General features: G+C 62.8%; 12 protein-coding genes. 9 read left to right on the forward strand and 3 right to left on the reverse strand.

The annotated features are described in order from the left end of the window. Window positions 1-48 precede the first annotated feature (48 nt). Both AAFH49_RS15180 and AAFH49_RS15185 read left to right on the forward strand, forming a co-directional pair. Window positions 49-2,940, forward strand: a complete 2,892-nt coding sequence (locus AAFH49_RS15180; RefSeq protein ID WP_342299476.1) for a PAS domain S-box protein — start codon at window positions 49-51, stop codon at window positions 2,938-2,940. A 5-nt stretch (window positions 2,941-2,945) separates the two neighbouring features. Beyond that, window positions 2,946-4,034 carry a flavin-containing monooxygenase gene (locus AAFH49_RS15185; protein ID WP_342299478.1) on the forward strand — a complete coding sequence of 363 codons (1,089 nt, stop codon included), beginning with the start codon at window positions 2,946-2,948 and terminating at the stop codon, window positions 4,032-4,034. A gap of 294 nt (window positions 4,035-4,328) precedes the next feature. Here AAFH49_RS15185 and AAFH49_RS15190 read toward each other — a convergent pair whose 3' ends face one another. Next, on the reverse strand, window positions 4,329-4,715 hold the full coding sequence (locus tag AAFH49_RS15190) for a T9SS type A sorting domain-containing protein (protein ID WP_342299481.1): 387 nt from the start codon (window positions 4,713-4,715) through the stop codon (window positions 4,329-4,331). A gap of 173 nt (window positions 4,716-4,888) precedes the next feature. Between AAFH49_RS15190 and AAFH49_RS15195 the strand changes: the two genes are divergently transcribed. The 3 genes from AAFH49_RS15195 to AAFH49_RS15205 all read left to right on the forward strand — a co-directional run bounded on the left by AAFH49_RS15195 (window position 4,889) and on the right by AAFH49_RS15205 (window position 8,061). Further along, the gene (locus tag AAFH49_RS15195) at window positions 4,889-6,007 is read left to right on the forward strand and encodes an NAD(P)/FAD-dependent oxidoreductase (protein ID WP_342299483.1); all 1,119 of its coding nucleotides are present in this window, start codon (window positions 4,889-4,891) and stop codon (window positions 6,005-6,007) included. Between the two features lie 187 nt (window positions 6,008-6,194). Then, window positions 6,195-7,367 carry a type III polyketide synthase gene (locus AAFH49_RS15200; RefSeq protein ID WP_342299486.1) on the forward strand — a complete coding sequence of 391 codons (1,173 nt, stop codon included), beginning with the start codon at window positions 6,195-6,197 and terminating at the stop codon, window positions 7,365-7,367. Next, entirely contained in the window at window positions 7,360-8,061 is a 702-nt protein-coding gene (locus AAFH49_RS15205; protein ID WP_342299487.1) for a methyltransferase domain-containing protein, read from the forward strand. Before AAFH49_RS15200 ends, AAFH49_RS15205 begins: the two co-directional genes overlap by 8 nt. On the opposite strand, the gene AAFH49_RS15210 is transcribed toward AAFH49_RS15205, so the two are convergent. Both AAFH49_RS15210 and AAFH49_RS15215 read right to left on the reverse strand, forming a co-directional pair. Next, window positions 8,054-8,956, reverse strand: coding sequence for a histone deacetylase family protein (locus tag AAFH49_RS15210; protein WP_342299489.1), 903 nt, complete (start codon window positions 8,954-8,956; stop codon window positions 8,054-8,056). The genes AAFH49_RS15205 and AAFH49_RS15210 overlap by 8 nt on opposite strands. Window positions 8,957-9,451: 495 nt before the next feature. Beyond that, window positions 9,452-10,495, reverse strand: coding sequence for a LacI family DNA-binding transcriptional regulator (locus AAFH49_RS15215; protein WP_342299492.1), 1,044 nt, complete (start codon window positions 10,493-10,495; stop codon window positions 9,452-9,454). Window positions 10,496-10,859: 364 nt separating this feature from the next. Here AAFH49_RS15215 and AAFH49_RS15220 point away from each other — a divergent pair, with 364 nt between their 5' ends. The 4 genes from AAFH49_RS15220 to AAFH49_RS15235 are packed head-to-tail and all read left to right on the forward strand — an operon-like array spanning window position 10,860 to window position 16,656. Continuing rightward, the gene (locus tag AAFH49_RS15220; RefSeq protein ID WP_342299494.1) at window positions 10,860-13,175 is read left to right on the forward strand and encodes a chondroitinase-B domain-containing protein; all 2,316 of its coding nucleotides are present in this window, start codon (window positions 10,860-10,862) and stop codon (window positions 13,173-13,175) included. Between the two features lie 60 nt (window positions 13,176-13,235). After that, entirely contained in the window at window positions 13,236-13,994 is a 759-nt protein-coding gene (locus AAFH49_RS15225) for an SDR family NAD(P)-dependent oxidoreductase (protein ID WP_342299496.1), read from the forward strand. 4 nt (window positions 13,995-13,998) lie between these two features. Further along, entirely contained in the window at window positions 13,999-16,236 is a 2,238-nt protein-coding gene (locus AAFH49_RS15230; RefSeq protein WP_342299498.1) for a heparinase II/III domain-containing protein, read from the forward strand. A gap of 42 nt (window positions 16,237-16,278) precedes the next feature. Next, entirely contained in the window at window positions 16,279-16,656 is a 378-nt protein-coding gene (locus tag AAFH49_RS15235; protein WP_342299500.1) for a cupin domain-containing protein, read from the forward strand. The last annotated feature ends 5 nt before the right edge of the window (window positions 16,657-16,661 follow it).

Here is a 16,661-nt window from a genome sequence, read left to right on the forward strand (position 1 = left end):
TTGTATTTGCTTGCGGCATTATTTTACGTTACGCTTAGTTCTGTTTTGATGCGTCGCTCCCGTTATCCTCGTTTGGCCCGCCGGCTAGCTGTGCCGGCTGCCCGGCGGGTAGCCGAACGTACGATGCCGCCCGCCCCGCCCCTTCCCGCCGACACCGCCACCGCCCCAGCGGATGCGGCGATGCCGGCGCAGGTGCTGGCCGACCGGGTTCCGCTCATCCTGTTCAACTACGACTTGCGGCACCACCAGCTGGTGCATTGCAACCGGCATTGCCACACCGTGCTGGGCTACTCGGCCCAGGCGCTGCTGGACCTGGGCAAGGGCCTGACCCAGCAGGTGATGCACCCGGATTCCCTGGCTCAACTCTTAAAATCGGACATTAAGCAGCTGCTGGCCCGGAACAAAACGGCCAGCTGGGACTGCCGCGTGCGCCACCACGATGGCAGCTGGCGCCTGTTGCGCCTACGGGTGCGGGCCAGTGTGCTGGGGCCCGAAGGCCAGGTCTGGGAGCTTATGGGGAGCGCCGAGGACGTGACCCGCCACCGCGCTGCCGTGGATGAGCTGCGCCAGAGCCGCCACTTGCTGCGGCAGGTGCTGGACGTGGTGCCCAACTTGGTGGCGGTGTTTGACCTGCACCTGCAGCGCACCACCTACACCAACCGCCGCATCGAAACCCTGCTGGGCTACACCAGCGAAGAGATTCTGGCTTTCCCCTCCGGCCAAATACTGCCGCACTTGCTGCCGCCCGAGTCGCTGGCCCGCTACCAGGCCAACCTGGAAACCGTGGCCCAGCTACCCGATGGCCAGGTACGGACCATTGAGTTCACGGCCCGCCACCGCGATGGTTCCATTCGTTGGCTGCACAGCACGCAGGCGTCTTTTGGCCGCGATGCCCACGGGCAGACCAGTAGCATCATCAGCGTAACCGAAGACATCACCGAGCAGCGGGCGGCCGACGAGCAGCACCGCCTCGCCACCGCCCGCCTCACCGAGCAGCACCGCCTGTTCCGGCAGGTGATTGATGCCCTGCCGCATCCTATTTATCTGAAGGATGAGCACGGCAACTACCTGCTGGCCAACCAGGCGCTGGCCACTTTGTATGGCCTGACACCCGAGGAGCTGGTGCACGCTGGCAAACCGGATATCCCGACCACGGCAGACACGGCCCGCTATCTGCAACAAGACCTGCAGGTCCTCGCCACCGGCCAGGACCTGACGCTGGAGGAGTCGTTCACGAACCCCGATGGCCGCATCGAATGGTTCAGCAGCGTGAAGCGGCTCTTTGTGCAGGACGACGGCACGGCCCAGGTGCTGGGCGTGGACAGCAATATTACCGAGCTCAAAAGCACGCAGCAGGCCCTGGAAAGCGCCATTGCCACGGCCCAGGTGGATGCCCAGGCCAAGGAAGATTTTTTGGCCAACATGAGCCACGAAATCCGCACGCCGCTGCACGGCATTCTGGGCCTGACGGGCGTGCTGGTGAAAACCACCCTCAGCCGCAGCCAGCACGACTACCTGCGCCTGCTGGGCGAATCGGCCGAGCACCTGCTCAACGTGCTGAACGACGTGCTAACCACCGCCCGCCTCGGCGCGGGCAAGCTCCAGCCCGAGGCCATGCCCTTTGCCCCCGGCGAGCTGCTGCGCGGCTGCGCGGCCCTGCTGCGGCCCCGCGCCCGCGAAAAAGGCCTGAGCCTGCGCATCGACAAGCCCACGCTGGCCGTGCAGGTACTGGGCGATGCCCACCGCCTGCGCCAGGTGCTGCTCAACCTAGTCAGCAACGCCATCAAGTTCACCGAAACCGGCAACATCCGCCTGCGCTGCCGGGTGGTGCCCGGTCCCCGCCAGCACACTGAGGCCGCCGGCACGGTTTGGCTGCAATTTATGGTGACCGACACCGGCCTGGGGATTGCCCCCGAAACGCTGGAGAAAATCTTCGAGCCCTTCACCCAAGCCGCTGCCAGCACCGACCGCGAATACGGCGGCACGGGCCTGGGCCTAAGCATTTCGGAAGGATTGGTGAAGCTCATGGGCGGCGCGTTACGCGTGTGCAGCGAGGTAAACCAGGGCAGCACTTTCGCGTTCACGCTGGCCTTTCAGCCGGTGGCCGCCGCCAGCGCCACGCCGGTGGCTGCCCCGGCCGAGGCCGCGCCCCTGGCCGATGCCGGCCGTATTCTGCTCGTTGAAGACAACCTGGTGAACAGCTTGCTGGCCGAAACCGTGCTGCGCAACTGGGGCTGGCAGGTAACCACCGCCGCCAGTGGCCCGGCCGCCATCAAGCTGTTTGAACATCGGACCTTCGACCTGGTATTAATGGATATCCAGATGCCGGGCATGGATGGCGAAACTGCCGCCCGTGCCCTGCGCGAGCACCCCGACCCCAGCCGGGCCGCCACGCCGGTCATCGCCCTCACAGCCCGCGCCCAGGCCGGCGAGGCCGAGCGCCTGCAAGCCTCCGGCTTTGCCGGCTACCTTGCCAAACCCTACCGCGAAGAGCAGCTCCTCGAAATCATGCACGCCGTCCTGGCCCACCACAACCAGGTCAGCGAACCCGCCCCTACTTACCTTACCACTCCTTCCATGGCTTCTGCTCCACCCCTCTATAACCTAAGCAACGTGCGCCAGCTGGTGCGCAATGACGAAACCATCGTGCGCCGCCTGGCTTGGGCGTTCATCGAAACCACGCCCGCCATTCTCACCGCCCTTGATGAGGCTCTGACCAAAGGCGACTGGGAAGCCCTCGGCGATGCCGCCCACCACCTCAAAAGCTCCCTCGACGGCCTGGGCGTGGAAAGCCTGCGCCACGTCATCCGGGAGGCCGAAGCCTTCGGTGAAACCCCGCCCGCCCCGGCGCACGCCGCGCAGCAGGTCACCCTCATCCGCACCGTCACGGAGCAGGTGATGGCCGGCCTGCGCACGGAGTTCCCCGAGCAGCAAGCCTAACGCGTATGCCGCTGCCCACGCCTCCGGCTGCCCCGTTCTCACTCATCCACACCGATACGTTGGTGATTGGGGCGGGCCAGGCCGGTTTGGCGGCGGCTTATTATCTGCAACAGCACGGCGTCGATTTCCGGGTGCTGGATGCGGCCTCCACCGCCGGCCACGCCTGGGATACTCGCTACGATTCCTTGCGCCTGTTCTCGCCGGCCTGGGCCAGCGGCTTACCTGGCCGTCCCTGGCCCGGCAACCGCCGCCGCTACCCCACCCGTGCCGAAACCAGCGCCTACCTGCGCGATTACGCCGCCCATTTCGCGTTTCCAATTGATGTCAGCCAGCGCGTTACTCGCCTGACGGTCGCCCCCGGCCAGCCCGGCTACCACGCGCACACCACCGCCGGCCGCACCTACGCTGCCCGGAGCGTGATTGTGGCCACCGGCCCCTACACCGACCCCAAAATCCCGGCGTGGGCCAATCAGCTGCCCGCCGCCGTGGCCCAGCTGCCCAGCCGCGACTACCGCCGCCCCGGCCAGTTGCCCGGCAGCGGCCCGGTGGCCGTGGTGGGCAGTGGCAACTCCGCCCTGCAAATCGCGGCCGACATCGCGGCCACCGGCCGGCCGGTTTTCGTGGCTTTTGATGAAAAGACCCCGGCAATGCCCAACAACCAGTTCATGTGGACCACGCTGGCCATCACGGGCATGATGCGCATACCGCGCCACACCGCCTTCGGCCGCTGGATGATGAGCCAGCCCGATCCCGTGGTGAGCGGCGACCTAGCCCGCCTGCGCCAACTGCCAGCGGCCACGTTCATCGGCCGGGCCACAGCGGCGCTGCCCACCGGTGCCATTCAGGGCCAGCGGGAGGCCTCTCCCCCACTCGATGCCGTGGTGTGGGCCACCGGCTACCGCCCGGACTATAACTGGCTGGAATTGCCCATTTTGGAGGCCGATGGCCAGCCCCGGCACCAGCGGGGCCTGACGGCCGCGCCGGGCGTGGCTTTTCTGGGGCTTGACTGGCTCGATAGCCGCAACTCGGCCCTGCTCAATGGCATTGGGGCCGATGCCCGGCGCGTGGTGCAGGCCCTACTGCAAATGCCCTAATCTTATTGAAACCCGGCCGGCCCTTTCGGGGTTGAACACATCAGATGCAGATTGCTGAAACAAGCTGCTTTTTATCCACCCGATTTTTCTGTAGCATTATGTTTATTTTCATGCTTGGCCTCTTGCTGGTCACCGCCATCCTCGCACTCAAAACGGTATCTAATGTGGAAGAAATGCTTACGCCCATCCCGGTGCGCGCCCAGTAATTCCCCCACTTTTGACAATAAAAAAAGCAGCCCGAAAGCTGCTTTTTTTATTGTCCGATAATTGACTCTTAATTGCCCTAATTGCGGATTAACGAATAACCAGTTTGCACATCTGGCTGGTGTTGTCCGACTCGAGCCGCACGTAGTAAAGGCCGTTGGCGAACTTACTCAAATCAAGCGTGCGGGAATATTTGTCGTTGAATTCCGTTACGGTTTCGTGGTACAGCACCGAGCCGATTACGTTCAGTACGCTCAGCTCCACTTTCTTGCCCTGCAAGTTGTTGATGGTGAGGTGAACGATGCCGGTGCTGGGGTTGGGGTACACCAGGAGGGTCTTGTCGTCGCCGGGCCGGGTTTGCTGGCCGTGGCGGTGCATGGTGGCGGCCGAAGCAGCGGGCACCGTGCGCAGTAATGGCCCCATTCCGAGGCTAAGACAGACAAATAATAACAGAGGTAAGAGTAGGCGTTGCATCATAGTATTAATTAGTGGGTGGGTAGAAAGAGCGGCGGGTGTTGAATTAACGGAAAAACTTGCTTTTGGTTGACAAAGATACGGCGCTTCTGCAGTAAGCTACGCCAGAATATCCGAAAACCTCGATAAACCACCCTACTTTCGCTTCCATTGTTCTTTTTTCACCGACCAGTTAAATGGATATTTTATTGATTGGTGGGGGCCTGGCCGGTTTGGCGGCGGCCCTGGACCTGGCCCGGCGCGGCCACCAGGTGGCGGTGGTAGAGCGCAAGCAGTACCCCTTCCATAAAGTGTGCGGCGAGTACGTGAGCAACGAGGTGCTGCCCTACCTGCGCCGCCTCGGGGCCGACCCGGCCGAATTGGGCCCGGCGGCCATTTCCAAATTCCTGCTGTCGTCGCCGGGCGGCCGGACGCTCACCAGCCCGCTCGACCTGGGTGGCTTTGGCGTGAGCCGCTATTTGCTCGATGACTTTCTGTACCAGAAAGGATTGGCAGCGGGCGTCACCTTTCACCTGAAAAGCACGGTGACGAACGTAGCCTTCGACTCTGGCACCGACCGGCACACCGTGACCTTGGCCGATGGCCGCACCCTCACGGCCCGCGTGGTGCTGGGCACCTACGGCAAGCGCGCCAACCTCGACCGACAGTTGCAACGGCCGTTTTTCGTGCAGCGCTCGCCCTACCTCGGCGTCAAGTACCACCTGCGCCTGCCGGGCTTCCCGCGCGATGTGATTGCGCTTCACAATTTCGCAAATGGCTACGCCGGCATTTCAGCCATTGAGGAAGACAAGCTGTGTTTTTGCTACCTCAGCACGCGCCAGAATTTGAAAGACCACGGCACCATTCCGGCGCTGGAACGGGAGGTGCTGGCCCGCAATCCGCGCCTACGCGATATTCTGGATGCGGCCGAAGTGCTTTATCCGCAGCCCGAAGTCATCAACGAAATATCCTTCGCCCCCAAGCAGCCCGTGGAGCAGCATGTGCTGATGTGCGGCGACGCGGCCGGCCTCATCACGCCGCTGTGCGGCAATGGCATGGCCATGGCGCTGCACGGCGCAGCACTGGCGGCGGCGGCGGCCGACAGCTTCCTGGCGGGCCACACCAGCCGCCTGCAGATGGAAACGGACTATGCCCGGGCCTGGCAGGCGCAGTTTGGGGCGCGGCTGCGGGTGGGCCGGGCAGTGCAAGGCTTGTTTGGCGGGCCGCTGCTGAGCGAGGCGGTGGTAGGCAGCCTGCGCCACTGGCCGGGCGCGGTGCAGGCACTGATGCGCCGCACCCACGGCCAGCCGTTCTAAAACCTGGCGGCCGCGCGCCGGGTTGCGGAGATGAGGCCGAAATGTTATTGGCCTTTTTCGAGGGCTAAATGTGCAAAATCATGCCTTCTTCCGTAAGTAGTGGGCCAATGTGCGGGGCCACCCGTACTTTCAGCCGTTAGGCGCGGTGGTTATTATCCGTTTTCAGAATCCGAAAATCCTTCCCGGAATGCCGAGTTACTTAGGTGCCATTGGCACTGCCAATCCCGCCCACCGTATCGCGCAGCCGCAAATTGCTGATTTCATGGCCCAGGCCCTGCAATTTGGCGAGGCCGACACGCGCAAGCTGCGGGCACTGTACCGGGTTTCGGGCATTGCGCACCGCTATTCGGTGCTGCCCGACTACGGCCAGACCAACGGCAACTACACGTTTTTCCCCAACACGCCCACCCTGGAGCCCTTCCCGAGCGTGGGCCAGCGCATGGCCGTGTACCGCCGCGAGGCCCTACCCCTGGCCACCGAAGCCGTGCGCGAGTGTCTGCGCCAGGTACCCGATGTGGCACCGGCCAGCATCACGCACCTGGTCACGGTGAGCTGCACGGGGATGTATGCGCCGGGCTTGGATATTGAGCTGGTGCAGGCGCTGGGCCTGCGCCGCGACGTGCGCCGCACCTGCGTGAATTTCATGGGCTGCTACGCCGCTGTGAACGCCGTGAAGCTGGCCGATGCCTTCTGCCGCGCCGATGCCGAAGCCCGTGTGCTAATTGTGAGCGTGGAACTGTGCACGCTGCATTTCCAGAAAAGCCCCGAGGAGGACCACCTCATCAGCAACGCACTGTTTGGCGACGGGGCGGCGGCCTGCCTGGTACAAGCCGCGCCGCTGCCGAACGGCGTGCCCAGCCTGGCCTTGCAGGCCTTCCATTGCGGGCTGGAGCCCGATGGGCACGACGACATGGCGTGGCACATCAACGATTTTGGGTTTGAGATGACGCTGAGCAGCTACGTGCCGAAGCTGATTCAGCGCGGCATTCGGAGCCTGACGGATGGGCTGCTGGCCAGCCTGCCGGTGGAGCTGGGCGACATCCGGCACTTCGCCATTCATCCCGGCGGGCGCAAGATTCTGGAAACCATCGAAACCGAGTTGGGCCTGACCCACGACGACAACCGCCACGCCTACCGCGTGCTGCGCGACTACGGCAATATGTCGTCGGCCACGGTGCTGTATGTGCTGCGCGACGTGCTGGCCCACGCCACCCCGGCCGATGACGGCGCGCCGGTGCTCAGCTTCGCCTTCGGCCCCGGCCTGACGATGGAAGCCATGCTGCTGCATCTGGCCGTGAGCCCCCAGCCGCAGGAAGAAGCGGCCACCGAAACTGCCCAACTCCTCACGGCGAATGTTTGAAGCACGAGCCTCCGGCCCGGAGCTGATGGACGACCTGACGCTGGCGAATGACGCCCTGCGCCAGAACCTCGACGAGCTGGAAACCATCAATACCTGGCTGGGTGGCTACGCGCCGGTGCTCAATGCCCTGCAACGCCTGAAAAGCCGATTCCCAACCAGCCGGCCCCTGCGCCTGGCCGACCTGGGCAGCGGTGGAGGCGACACGCTACGCCATGTAGCTATTTGGGGCCGTAAAAATGGCGTTGCGGTGAAATTGACGGGCATCGACGCCAACCAATTCATGCTGGAGTACGCCACAGCCAAAAGCCGTGAATATCCCGAAATCAGCTACCGGCAGTTCGATATTTTCTCCCCGGAATTTCAGGCTCAGCCTTATGATATTCTGACGTGCAGCCTATTCTGCCACCATTTTACCGATGAAGAGCTGGTGGTACTGCTGCGGCAGTGGCAGCAACAGGCCGGTGTGGCCGTCGTCATCAACGACCTGCACCGGCACTGGCTGGCCTACCACAGCATCAAGTGGCTGACGCGGCTGCTGGGTGGCTCCTACCTCGTGCGGCACGATGCGCCGCTGTCGGTAGCCCGCGCTTTCCGGCGGCAGGATTGGGTGGCGCTGCTGGCGCGGGCCGGCATCACGAAGTATGAGTTGCGCTGGCGCTGGGCCTTTCGCTGGCAGGTGATTATCATCAAGTGAAAAGCCCGGCCGCCACGCGGTACGTGTTGGCGTGGGCTTCCACGATGTCGATGATGCGCTCGGAATAGCCGCCGCCCATGCACACCACTACGGGCAGGCGGTGGCGGTGGCACAGACCGAGCACCAGTTCATCGCGCCGACGGCAGCCTTCGCGGGTGAGGGCTAGGTGGCCGAGTTTGTCGGTGGCCAGCACATCCACGCCGGCCAGGTAGAACACGAAATCGGGCTGCACTTCATCAAGGAGGCGCGGGAGGGTTTCGGCTAGCATGTTCAGGTATTGAGTGTCGTCGGTGCCGTCAGCAAGGGGCAGGTCGAGGTCGGAGGTTTCCTTGCGGGCGGGGTAGTTGCGGCCACCGTGCATGGAAAAGGTAAACACTCGGGGCTCTTGCTGAAAGATGGCGGCCGTGCCGTTTCCTTGATGCACGTCGAGGTCCACGATGAGAACTTTTTGCGCGTGGCCGTGGGCCAACAGCCAGGCCGCAGCCGCAGCTTGGTCATTCAGCAAACAAAAGCCTTCGCCCCGCGCCCTAAACGCGTGGTGCGTGCCGCCCGCAATGTTGAACGCCACGCCGTGCACCAACGCCTGCCGGGCTGCCTCAATGGTGCCGCCCAGGATGGTAATTTCGCGCTCAAACAACTCTTTTGACCACGGGAAGCCGGTGGCCCGCTCCTCCTGCCGGGTGAGCTGGCCGGTGCGCAGGCGGTGGTAGTAGTCGGCATCGTGCACCCGCAGAATGTCCTCATCGGGCGGGGGCTGGGCCACGAAAAAGTCGGCGGTCGTGGCGGTGCCTTCGTGCAGGAGCTGCTCGGGCAGCAGCTCGTATTTGAGCATGGGAAAGCGGTGGCCGGCGGGCAGCGGATGGGCATAGCAGGGCGCGAAAGCAATGGGCAGCATCGGGACAAAAGTCGGTAGTACGGCCACGAAAAAGGCTACGCAATTTTATAACATCACAACCTGGCCTAAATGCTTGTGTTTGTGCGCGCCGGTGTGCTTCTTGCTGCTGTGAATACGGCCACCAGCTGCTGGCAAAGCTGAGGAAACCCCAGAGACATCAAAAAAGCGCCCCGACTACGGAAGTCGGGGCGCTTTTATTTTTGGTTGGTTGGGATAAATAACTGGCCACCCCGCCCCAAACTAACTGGTCCTGGCGGCTGGTGGGTCGCCACCGGTTATATGTTGGCGCAAAGCAATTTGCTGCCAACCAAGCCGAGATGGAACGCGGAATGATGAAGCAGGCATAGCCCGCCGCTGGCCCGTTGGCCAAGGTGACCCAAACGGCATGTAAGCGGCTTTGCTAAAAAGCCCTCACTGCGCTATGCAATGAGGGCTTTTAACTAGCCATAGGCAGCGAATGGCAGCATTACCGCCCGTGCAGAGCGGGAACTACAGTCATGGCCTTCGCTTCAGGGAGGATTCCCGCACCACCAATACAGGCTTGAGCACGATGGTACGCGGCGGCAGAATCGATTCGCTATTCAACTGCTCCAGAAATAGTTGGGCCGCCACTTTGCCCATTTCAAATGCGGGCTGGCTTACGCTTGATAGCGTGGGCGTGAGCAAACTGGCCACGGGCTCGTCATTGAACCCAACCAAAGCCACATCCTCGGGCACGCGCTGGCCCCGGTGGCGCAGCGCCAGCAGAGCCCCAATGGCCAGCCGGTCGCTCACGGTGAAAATGGCATCGGGCTGCTGGCCGCTGGCCAGCAGCTGCTCGGTAGCCCGGTAGGCATGGGCCTGGTCGAATTCACAGTGGATGATAAGGTCCTCATTGACGGGCAAGCCGTGCTGGCGCAGGGCCGCGAGGTAGCCATCCTTGCGCTGGTTGCTGATGGAGAAGCTGGGCGGCCCGGCCAGGTAGGCAATGCGCCGGCAGCCCTGCTCAAACAAATGGTTGACGGCCTGCATGGCCCCGTCGTGGTTGTCGAGCACCACTTTGGTGGCATCGAGGTCCGTCGCCACGCGGTCGAAAAGGACCAGGGGCACACCGCGCGTCATCAGGCGGCGCATGTGGTCCACGTTGCTGGTGGCGCTGGAGAGGGACACGATGAGGCCATCGACCTGGCTGTTGAGCAGGCGCTGGGTGTTGGTGATTTCGCGGCCGTAAGACTCGTTCGACTGGCAGGTGAGGACGGTGTAGCCCGCTTCGAGGGCAATTTCGTCGATGCCGCGCACGGCCGTGGCGAAGAAGTAATCCAGGTTCGGCACGATGACGCCGATGCTGTGCGTGTGCCGCGTTACCAGGCTCAGGGCCACCTGGTTGGGCTGGTAATCGAGCTGCTTGGCCATGTCCAGCACCGCCTGCTTGGTGTCGGGGTTCACGTCGGGAAAGTCGCGCATGGCGCGCGAAACCGTGGAGATGGAAACGCCCAGCGAACGGGCAATATCCTTGATAGTGGCCGGTTTAGCCGGCCGTTCGCGGCGCTGAAGGGGCATGGGTGGGAAGGGAGAAGGTAGGATATTCTGAGCCGTCGCAAAGAGAACCGGGAGGCGTGAACACGCCCTGGACAAAGCCGTGCGGGCACTACAAAGGCCAACGCAAATCTAGCCAGTTGCCCGGAATGAGAGCTGCAGATTGAAATTAATTTAATTTTTCAAAGGACAATTCGTTTTTACGCAATCGATGCCGGTAACGTTGCCGGTAACGTTTTCACGGGTCAAACACACATTAAAAATGCCTTAAAACGATTATTAAATGCATTTTTGAGCTTGGAATCGTTTGTGGGAAAGCATACATTTGGAATACCAAAGCGGCTCACCAATGCTGCATCCTTTCAATAACAATTGAATTTTATAAAGAATGCCGGCCTCCTGCAAATGGCTTCTGTATCTGGCGCTGCTGACGAGTGGCACCGCCGCCCGCGCCGCCAACATCCGGGTGACGGACGTGGCGGCGTTCCGGACAGCGGTGCCACGACTGCAACCCGGCGACACGCTGGTGCTGGCCGCCGGGCCGTGGGCCGATGCGCCACTGGTATTCAGCGGCCACGGCACGGCCGCCCGCCCCATTGTGCTGCGGGCAGAGCGGCCGGGCGTAGTGCAGTTGCGCGGGCAGTCGAGCCTGCGGCTGGCGGGGGAATACCTAGTGGTGATGGGGCTGGATTTTCGCAACGGCTACGCGCCGAAGGGTGGCGTGATTGAGTTTCGGGACGGCAGCAACGGGCTGGCCAACCACTGCCGCGTGACCGAATGTGTGATTGACAATTTCAACCGGCCCAGCAGCGACAAGGACGACAAGTGGATTCACTTCTACGGCCAGTACAACCGCTTCGACCACAACTACATCGCGGGCAAGAAAACCGGCGGCGTGACCATAGTAGTAGAATTGCCCACGCCCGAAAGCCGCGAAAATCACCACCAGATTGACCACAACTTTTTCGGCCCGCGCCCACGCTTAGGCTCGAATGGCGGCGAAACCATCCGTATCGGGCTAGGCGAAACCTCGTTGTCGCCCTCGCGCACGGTGGTGGAAGACAACTACTTCTACCATTGCAACGGCGAGACGGAAATCATCTCCATCAAATCGGGCGAAAATATGGTGCGCCGCAACCTATTTGAGGAGTGCGAAGGCTCGGTGGTGCTGCGCCACGGCAACAACAACGTGGTGGAAGGCAACTACTTCCTCGGCCACGGCAAGGAGCAGACGGGCGGCGTGCGCGTCATCAACGCCGGGCACCGCGTGGCGGGTAACTACTTCGCCGACCTCACCGGCCACGACTTTCGCGGGGCGCTGGTCATCATGAATGGCATCCCGAACTCGCCCCTCAACCGCTACGCCCCGGTGCGCGACGTGCTCATCGAAAACAACACCTTCGTGAACTGTGAGAGCGTGGAGCTGGCCGCCGGCAAAAGCGCCGAGCTGAGCCTCCCTCCTACCGGCGTCACGCTGAAAGACAACGTCTTCTACAGTCCCAGGCTGTCCAACCCGTTTCACGTCTACGACGACATCAGTGGCCTGGCATTCAGCAATAATTCGCTGCAAATAAGCGGCAAAGGTCCCGACATAAAAGGACTGGACGCCGCCGTACTCACGGTGCAAAAATCCGCCGATGGCCTGCTGGTGCCCACGCCCAAAGGCGCACTCAAAACCACCCTGCGCCGCCCCCTAACAGCCGCCGAAGCCGGCCCCCGCTGGTTCCGGCCCGAGGATGCGAAGGCCGCGCCGCGCACCGGCCGCGTGGTGCCGGCTGCCAATACCGAAGCCTTGCACCAAAACTGCCAAATGGCTAAACCAGGCGATATTATCGAACTGACCCAGGCCGGGCCATATGCACTGGCGCAGCCACTGGTGGTGGCCGTGCCGCTCACGGTTCGGGCTAAAAAAGGCGTCCAGCCAGTGTTAGCCGCGACGGGGGCGCAACCGCTGTTCCGGTTTGAAAACGGCGGCACGCTACGGCTGCAAAACCTGGCCTTGGATGGCGCGGCGGCCGGGGCCACGAGCCTCATTCAACCCAGCGGCCAAGCTATGCTGGACCACTACAGCCTGTGGGCTAATAACTGCGCATTTTATAACCTGAAGGACCCGGGCAGCCAGGTTTTCCGGGCTACCACCGCTACGTTTGCCGATACGGTGCAGTTTGCCAACTGCCGGTTTTATGACCTGGCCGGCGGCGCGCTGAGCCTCGCCACCGAAACCCAGGACCTCGGCACCTACAACGCCGAAGTGGTGATTCTGCGCAACTGCCTGTTTCGCAACGTGCGCGGCACGGCGCTCGACCTCTACCGCGGCGGCAAGGACGAGAGCACCTTCGGCCCCTTCCTCATCGTGGACCACTGCACCTTCGATAACGTGGGCACTGCCGCCGGTAGTCCCGTGCTGAAACTCACCGGTGTGCAGCGCTCCACCATCCAGAACTGCCTGTTTGCCAACTGCGCCCCGGTCGGGCCGGCTATTCAATACACCGAATTGGGCAAAGCCAGCAACCTGCTGGCGAGCACCAATTTCTACCAGTCGGGCAAAGTAGAGGCGAAATTCCCGCCGCGCACCGCCAGGCTCACCTACCTGCCCACCGCCTTCGTGGCCCCGCAGCGCTTCGACTACCGCCTGAAAACGCCGGTGGCCGCGCTCACGGCCGGCACCGATGGCCGCCCGGTGGGTTATCTCACTCCGCAATAATTCTTTCCCGCTTCCAACCCATTATCACACCCTGGGCTTCGGCCCGAAAATTCCCCACACATGCACGATTTATCAGGAAAAGTAGCGTTGGTTAGCGGCGGTGGCCGCGACATTGGTCGCCAGGTTTCGCTCGCTTTGGCCAAAGCTGGCGCCAACGTCTGCTTCAATTATTTCGACTCGGAAACGGAATCGGACGAAACCAAAAAGCAGATTGAAGCGCTGGGCGCGGGCCAGGTAGTGGCCGCGCAGGGCGACATGACCAAAGCCGCTGATGTAGCGCAAGTGGTGAAAACCTGCACCGATGCCTTCGGCCCAAAAATCGACATTCTGGTGAACGTGGTGGGCGGCCTTGTGGCCCGCAAGACACTGGAAGAAATGGATGAGTCCTTCTGGGATTTCGTGATTGACGTGAACCTGAAATCGGTGTTTTTGCTCAGCAAAGCCGTGGTGCCGCACATGACGGAGGGCGGGGCCATCGTCAACTTCGCCTCACAGGCGGCCCGCGACGGCGGCGGCCCCGGTGCCCTGGCCTACGCCACCGGCAAAGGCGGCGTGCTAACCCTGACCCGTGGCCTGGCCAAGGAGCTGGGCCCCAAAGGCATCCGGGTGAATGCCGTGTCGCCGGGCATGATTGCCACGGCCTTCCACGACACCTTCACCAAGCCCGAGGTGCGCGAGCGGGTGGCCGGCGGCACGCCGCTGCGCCGCGAAGGCCAGGCCCGGGAAGTGGCTGATTTGGTGACGTATCTGGCGTCGGGCGAGTCGTCATTCATCACGGGCGCTTCGATGGAAATCAATGGTGGCACTTACTTCATTTAGGCAGATGCGTTGCCGCTGGACAGGACGTATTCGGGGGTTGGTGCTGGCCGTAGCCGGCCTGCTGGCTGCGGAAGCGGCCCGCGCCGGTGCGCCTGCGCCTGGCCACCCGGCGCTACTCATCACGGCGGCCGAGGTACCGGCGCTGCGGCAAGCCCAGGGCCAGTATCCGCTGTTCGACAAAAGCTACCGCGCCCTGCAAAAAACGGCCGACAAAGCCCTTTCCAGCCCCATTGCGGTGCCCGTGCCCAAGGACCCCGCCGGTGGCTACACCCACGAGCAGCACACCCGCAACTACTACGCCATGCAGGCCGCCGGCATCTGCTTCCAGATGACCAAGGACGGCAAGTACGCCCGCTTCGTGCGCGATATGCTGCTGGAATACAGCAAACTGATTCCGGGCCTAAAAAACCATCCGGAGGCCAAAAGCTCGTCGCCGGGCCGGCTGTTTCACCAGGCGCTGAACGATGCCAACTGGCTGGTGTATAGCGCACAGGGCTACGATGCCGTGTATGACACACTGACGCCCGCCGAGCGCAAGCAGATTGAGGACGGGGCCTTCCGGCCGCTGTGCAGCTACTTCACCCAAGACCTGAAATCGTGGTTTGACCTCGTGCATAACCACGGCGTGTGGGCGGCCGCCGGGGTGGGCATGGTGGGCTACGCCATGCACGACCAGAAACTGATAAACCTGGCGGTGCACGGCAGCTCGGGCAACGACAAAAGTGGCTTCCTGGCCCAGCTGAACGGGCTTTTCTCGCCTGATGGCTACTACACCGAGGGGCCGTACTACTCGCGCTACGCGCTGTCGCCGTTCTACATGTTTGCCCAGGCCATCGATAACAACCAGCCCGAGCTGCACATTTTCGAGTACCGGGGCAGCATCCTGAAAAAGGCGCTGAACTCGTCGCTCCAGCTCACCAACAACGATGGCCGCTACTACCCGCTCAACGATGCGCTGAAGGAAAAGGACTGGACAACGCAGGAGCTGATTGGGGCCGTATCGATTGCCGCGCAGCACTACGGTGTTGATAAAACCCTGCTGGGGTTGGCCCAGCAGCAGGGCAAGGTAATGATTTGCCCCGGCGGGCTGGCTGTGGCCAAAGCGGTGCAGGAAGCCGGCAAAAACCTGCTGCCCTACCAGCGCCAAAGCGTCCTTTACACCGACGGCCCCACCGGCACCGAGGGCGGCCTGGCCGTACTCCGCGCCGGGGCCCAAGATGCCCAGACCAGCCTGATTTTCAAGTACACCAGCCACGGGCTGTCGCACGGGCACTACGATAAGCTCGGCATCGTGCTTTACGACCAGGGGCGGGAGGTTTTGCAGGATTACGGGGCCGTGCGCTTCCTCAACGTGGAGGCCAAAGAAGGCGGCCGCTACCTGCCCGAAACCAAAACCTGGGGCAGCCAGACCATCGCGCACAACACGCTGGTGGTGGACGAGGCCTCCGATTTCGGCGGCAAGGAAAGTGTGGCCGAGCAGAACGCCGGCCAGGCTTGGTTTGCCGATATCCGCAACGCCAAGGCGCAGGTGGTAAGCGCGAAGGCGAACACCGCCTACCCCGGCGTGCAATTACAACGCACCGTGGCACTGGTGCTCGACAGTATCTCGGGCAAGCCGCTGGTGCTGGACGTATTTCGAGTGCAGGCCACCGCGCCGCACCAGTACGACCTCCCGTGGTACTACCAGGGCCAGCTGATTTCGACCAGCTTCAAATACGACAGCTTCGCCACAAGCCGGCAGACGGTGGGGCTGAAGAACGGCTACCAGCATCTCTGGCGCGAGGCCGTCAGTCAGCCGGTGCGCACGCCCGGCGTGGCCACCCTCACTTGGCTCAACGGCCCCCAGTTCTACTCCCTGAGCACGGCCACCGACACGGCCACGCATCTGGTGCTGGCCCGCGTCGGGGCCACCGACCCCAACTTCAACCTGCGCCCCGAACCCGCTTTGATTGTGCGCGAAAAGGCGCAGAACCAGGTTTTCGTGTCGGTGATTGAGGGCCACGGCGAATTCAATCCGACCTCCGAAGTAGCCAGCGGCTCGCGCAGCAACGTGGCCCGGGTGACAGTGCTGGCCGACAGCCCCGAGGCCACGGTGGTGGAAGTGCAGCTGCGGCGCGGCGGGACCTACCGCCTGGCTATCGCCAATCAGGACGCCGCCGCCACCAAAGCCCACCAGGCCACCGTGGCCGGCCAGCCCCTGCGCTGGCAGGGCCCTTACCAGCTGCGCCACACCGGCCGCTAAATCAATATTTCTACCACCAATTAACCTGAATCCAACCCTCTTATGCGGTATTTCAGCACTCCTTTTATTCAAGACCAGGACATTGCCTGGGAAGCCGTGAGCCCCGGCGTGCGGCGCAAGATTCTCGCCTACGACGACACCTTGATGCTGGTGAAAGCCGACTTCGAAACCGGGGGCGTGGGGCCCATCCATCAGCATTTTCACAGCCAGATTACCTACATCGAAAGCGGGGAGTTTGCCGTGACCATCGGCGAGGATACTCAAGTGCTGCGCACGGGCGATGTGTACTACATCCTGCCCAATGTGCCGCACGGGGCCACGGCCATCCAGGCCGGCGTGCTGCTGGATATTTTCAGCCCCATCCGGGAGGATTTTATGACCGGGCACCCGGCATACGCGCCGGCGGCTGCGGCAGTCTAAATCGG

The organism is Hymenobacter segetis (assembly GCF_038448715.1).
In the GTDB taxonomy this organism is placed as follows: Bacteria; Bacteroidota; Bacteroidia; order Cytophagales; family Hymenobacteraceae; genus Hymenobacter; species Hymenobacter segetis.

What these genes read in the sequence shown, in the direction of transcription:
- AAFH49_RS15180 (WP_342299476.1), top strand. Translation starts at nt 49, where the DNA reads ATGCGTCGCTCCCGTTATCCTCGTTTGGCCCGCCGGCTAGCTGTGCCG.
- AAFH49_RS15185 (WP_342299478.1), top strand. Translation starts at nt 2,946, where the DNA reads ATGCCGCTGCCCACGCCTCCGGCTGCCCCGTTCTCACTCATCCACACC.
- AAFH49_RS15190 (WP_342299481.1), bottom strand. Translation starts at nt 4,715, where the DNA reads ATGATGCAACGCCTACTCTTACCTCTGTTATTATTTGTCTGTCTTAGC.
- AAFH49_RS15195 (WP_342299483.1), top strand. Translation starts at nt 4,889, where the DNA reads ATGGATATTTTATTGATTGGTGGGGGCCTGGCCGGTTTGGCGGCGGCC.
- AAFH49_RS15200 (WP_342299486.1), top strand. Translation starts at nt 6,195, where the DNA reads ATGCCGAGTTACTTAGGTGCCATTGGCACTGCCAATCCCGCCCACCGT.
- AAFH49_RS15205 (WP_342299487.1), top strand. Translation starts at nt 7,360, where the DNA reads ATGTTTGAAGCACGAGCCTCCGGCCCGGAGCTGATGGACGACCTGACG.
- AAFH49_RS15210 (WP_342299489.1), bottom strand. Translation starts at nt 8,956, where the DNA reads ATGCTGCCCATTGCTTTCGCGCCCTGCTATGCCCATCCGCTGCCCGCC.
- AAFH49_RS15215 (WP_342299492.1), bottom strand. Translation starts at nt 10,495, where the DNA reads ATGCCCCTTCAGCGCCGCGAACGGCCGGCTAAACCGGCCACTATCAAG.
- AAFH49_RS15220 (WP_342299494.1), top strand. Translation starts at nt 10,860, where the DNA reads ATGCCGGCCTCCTGCAAATGGCTTCTGTATCTGGCGCTGCTGACGAGT.
- AAFH49_RS15225 (WP_342299496.1), top strand. Translation starts at nt 13,236, where the DNA reads ATGCACGATTTATCAGGAAAAGTAGCGTTGGTTAGCGGCGGTGGCCGC.
- AAFH49_RS15230 (WP_342299498.1), top strand. Translation starts at nt 13,999, where the DNA reads ATGCGTTGCCGCTGGACAGGACGTATTCGGGGGTTGGTGCTGGCCGTA.
- AAFH49_RS15235 (WP_342299500.1), top strand. Translation starts at nt 16,279, where the DNA reads ATGCGGTATTTCAGCACTCCTTTTATTCAAGACCAGGACATTGCCTGG.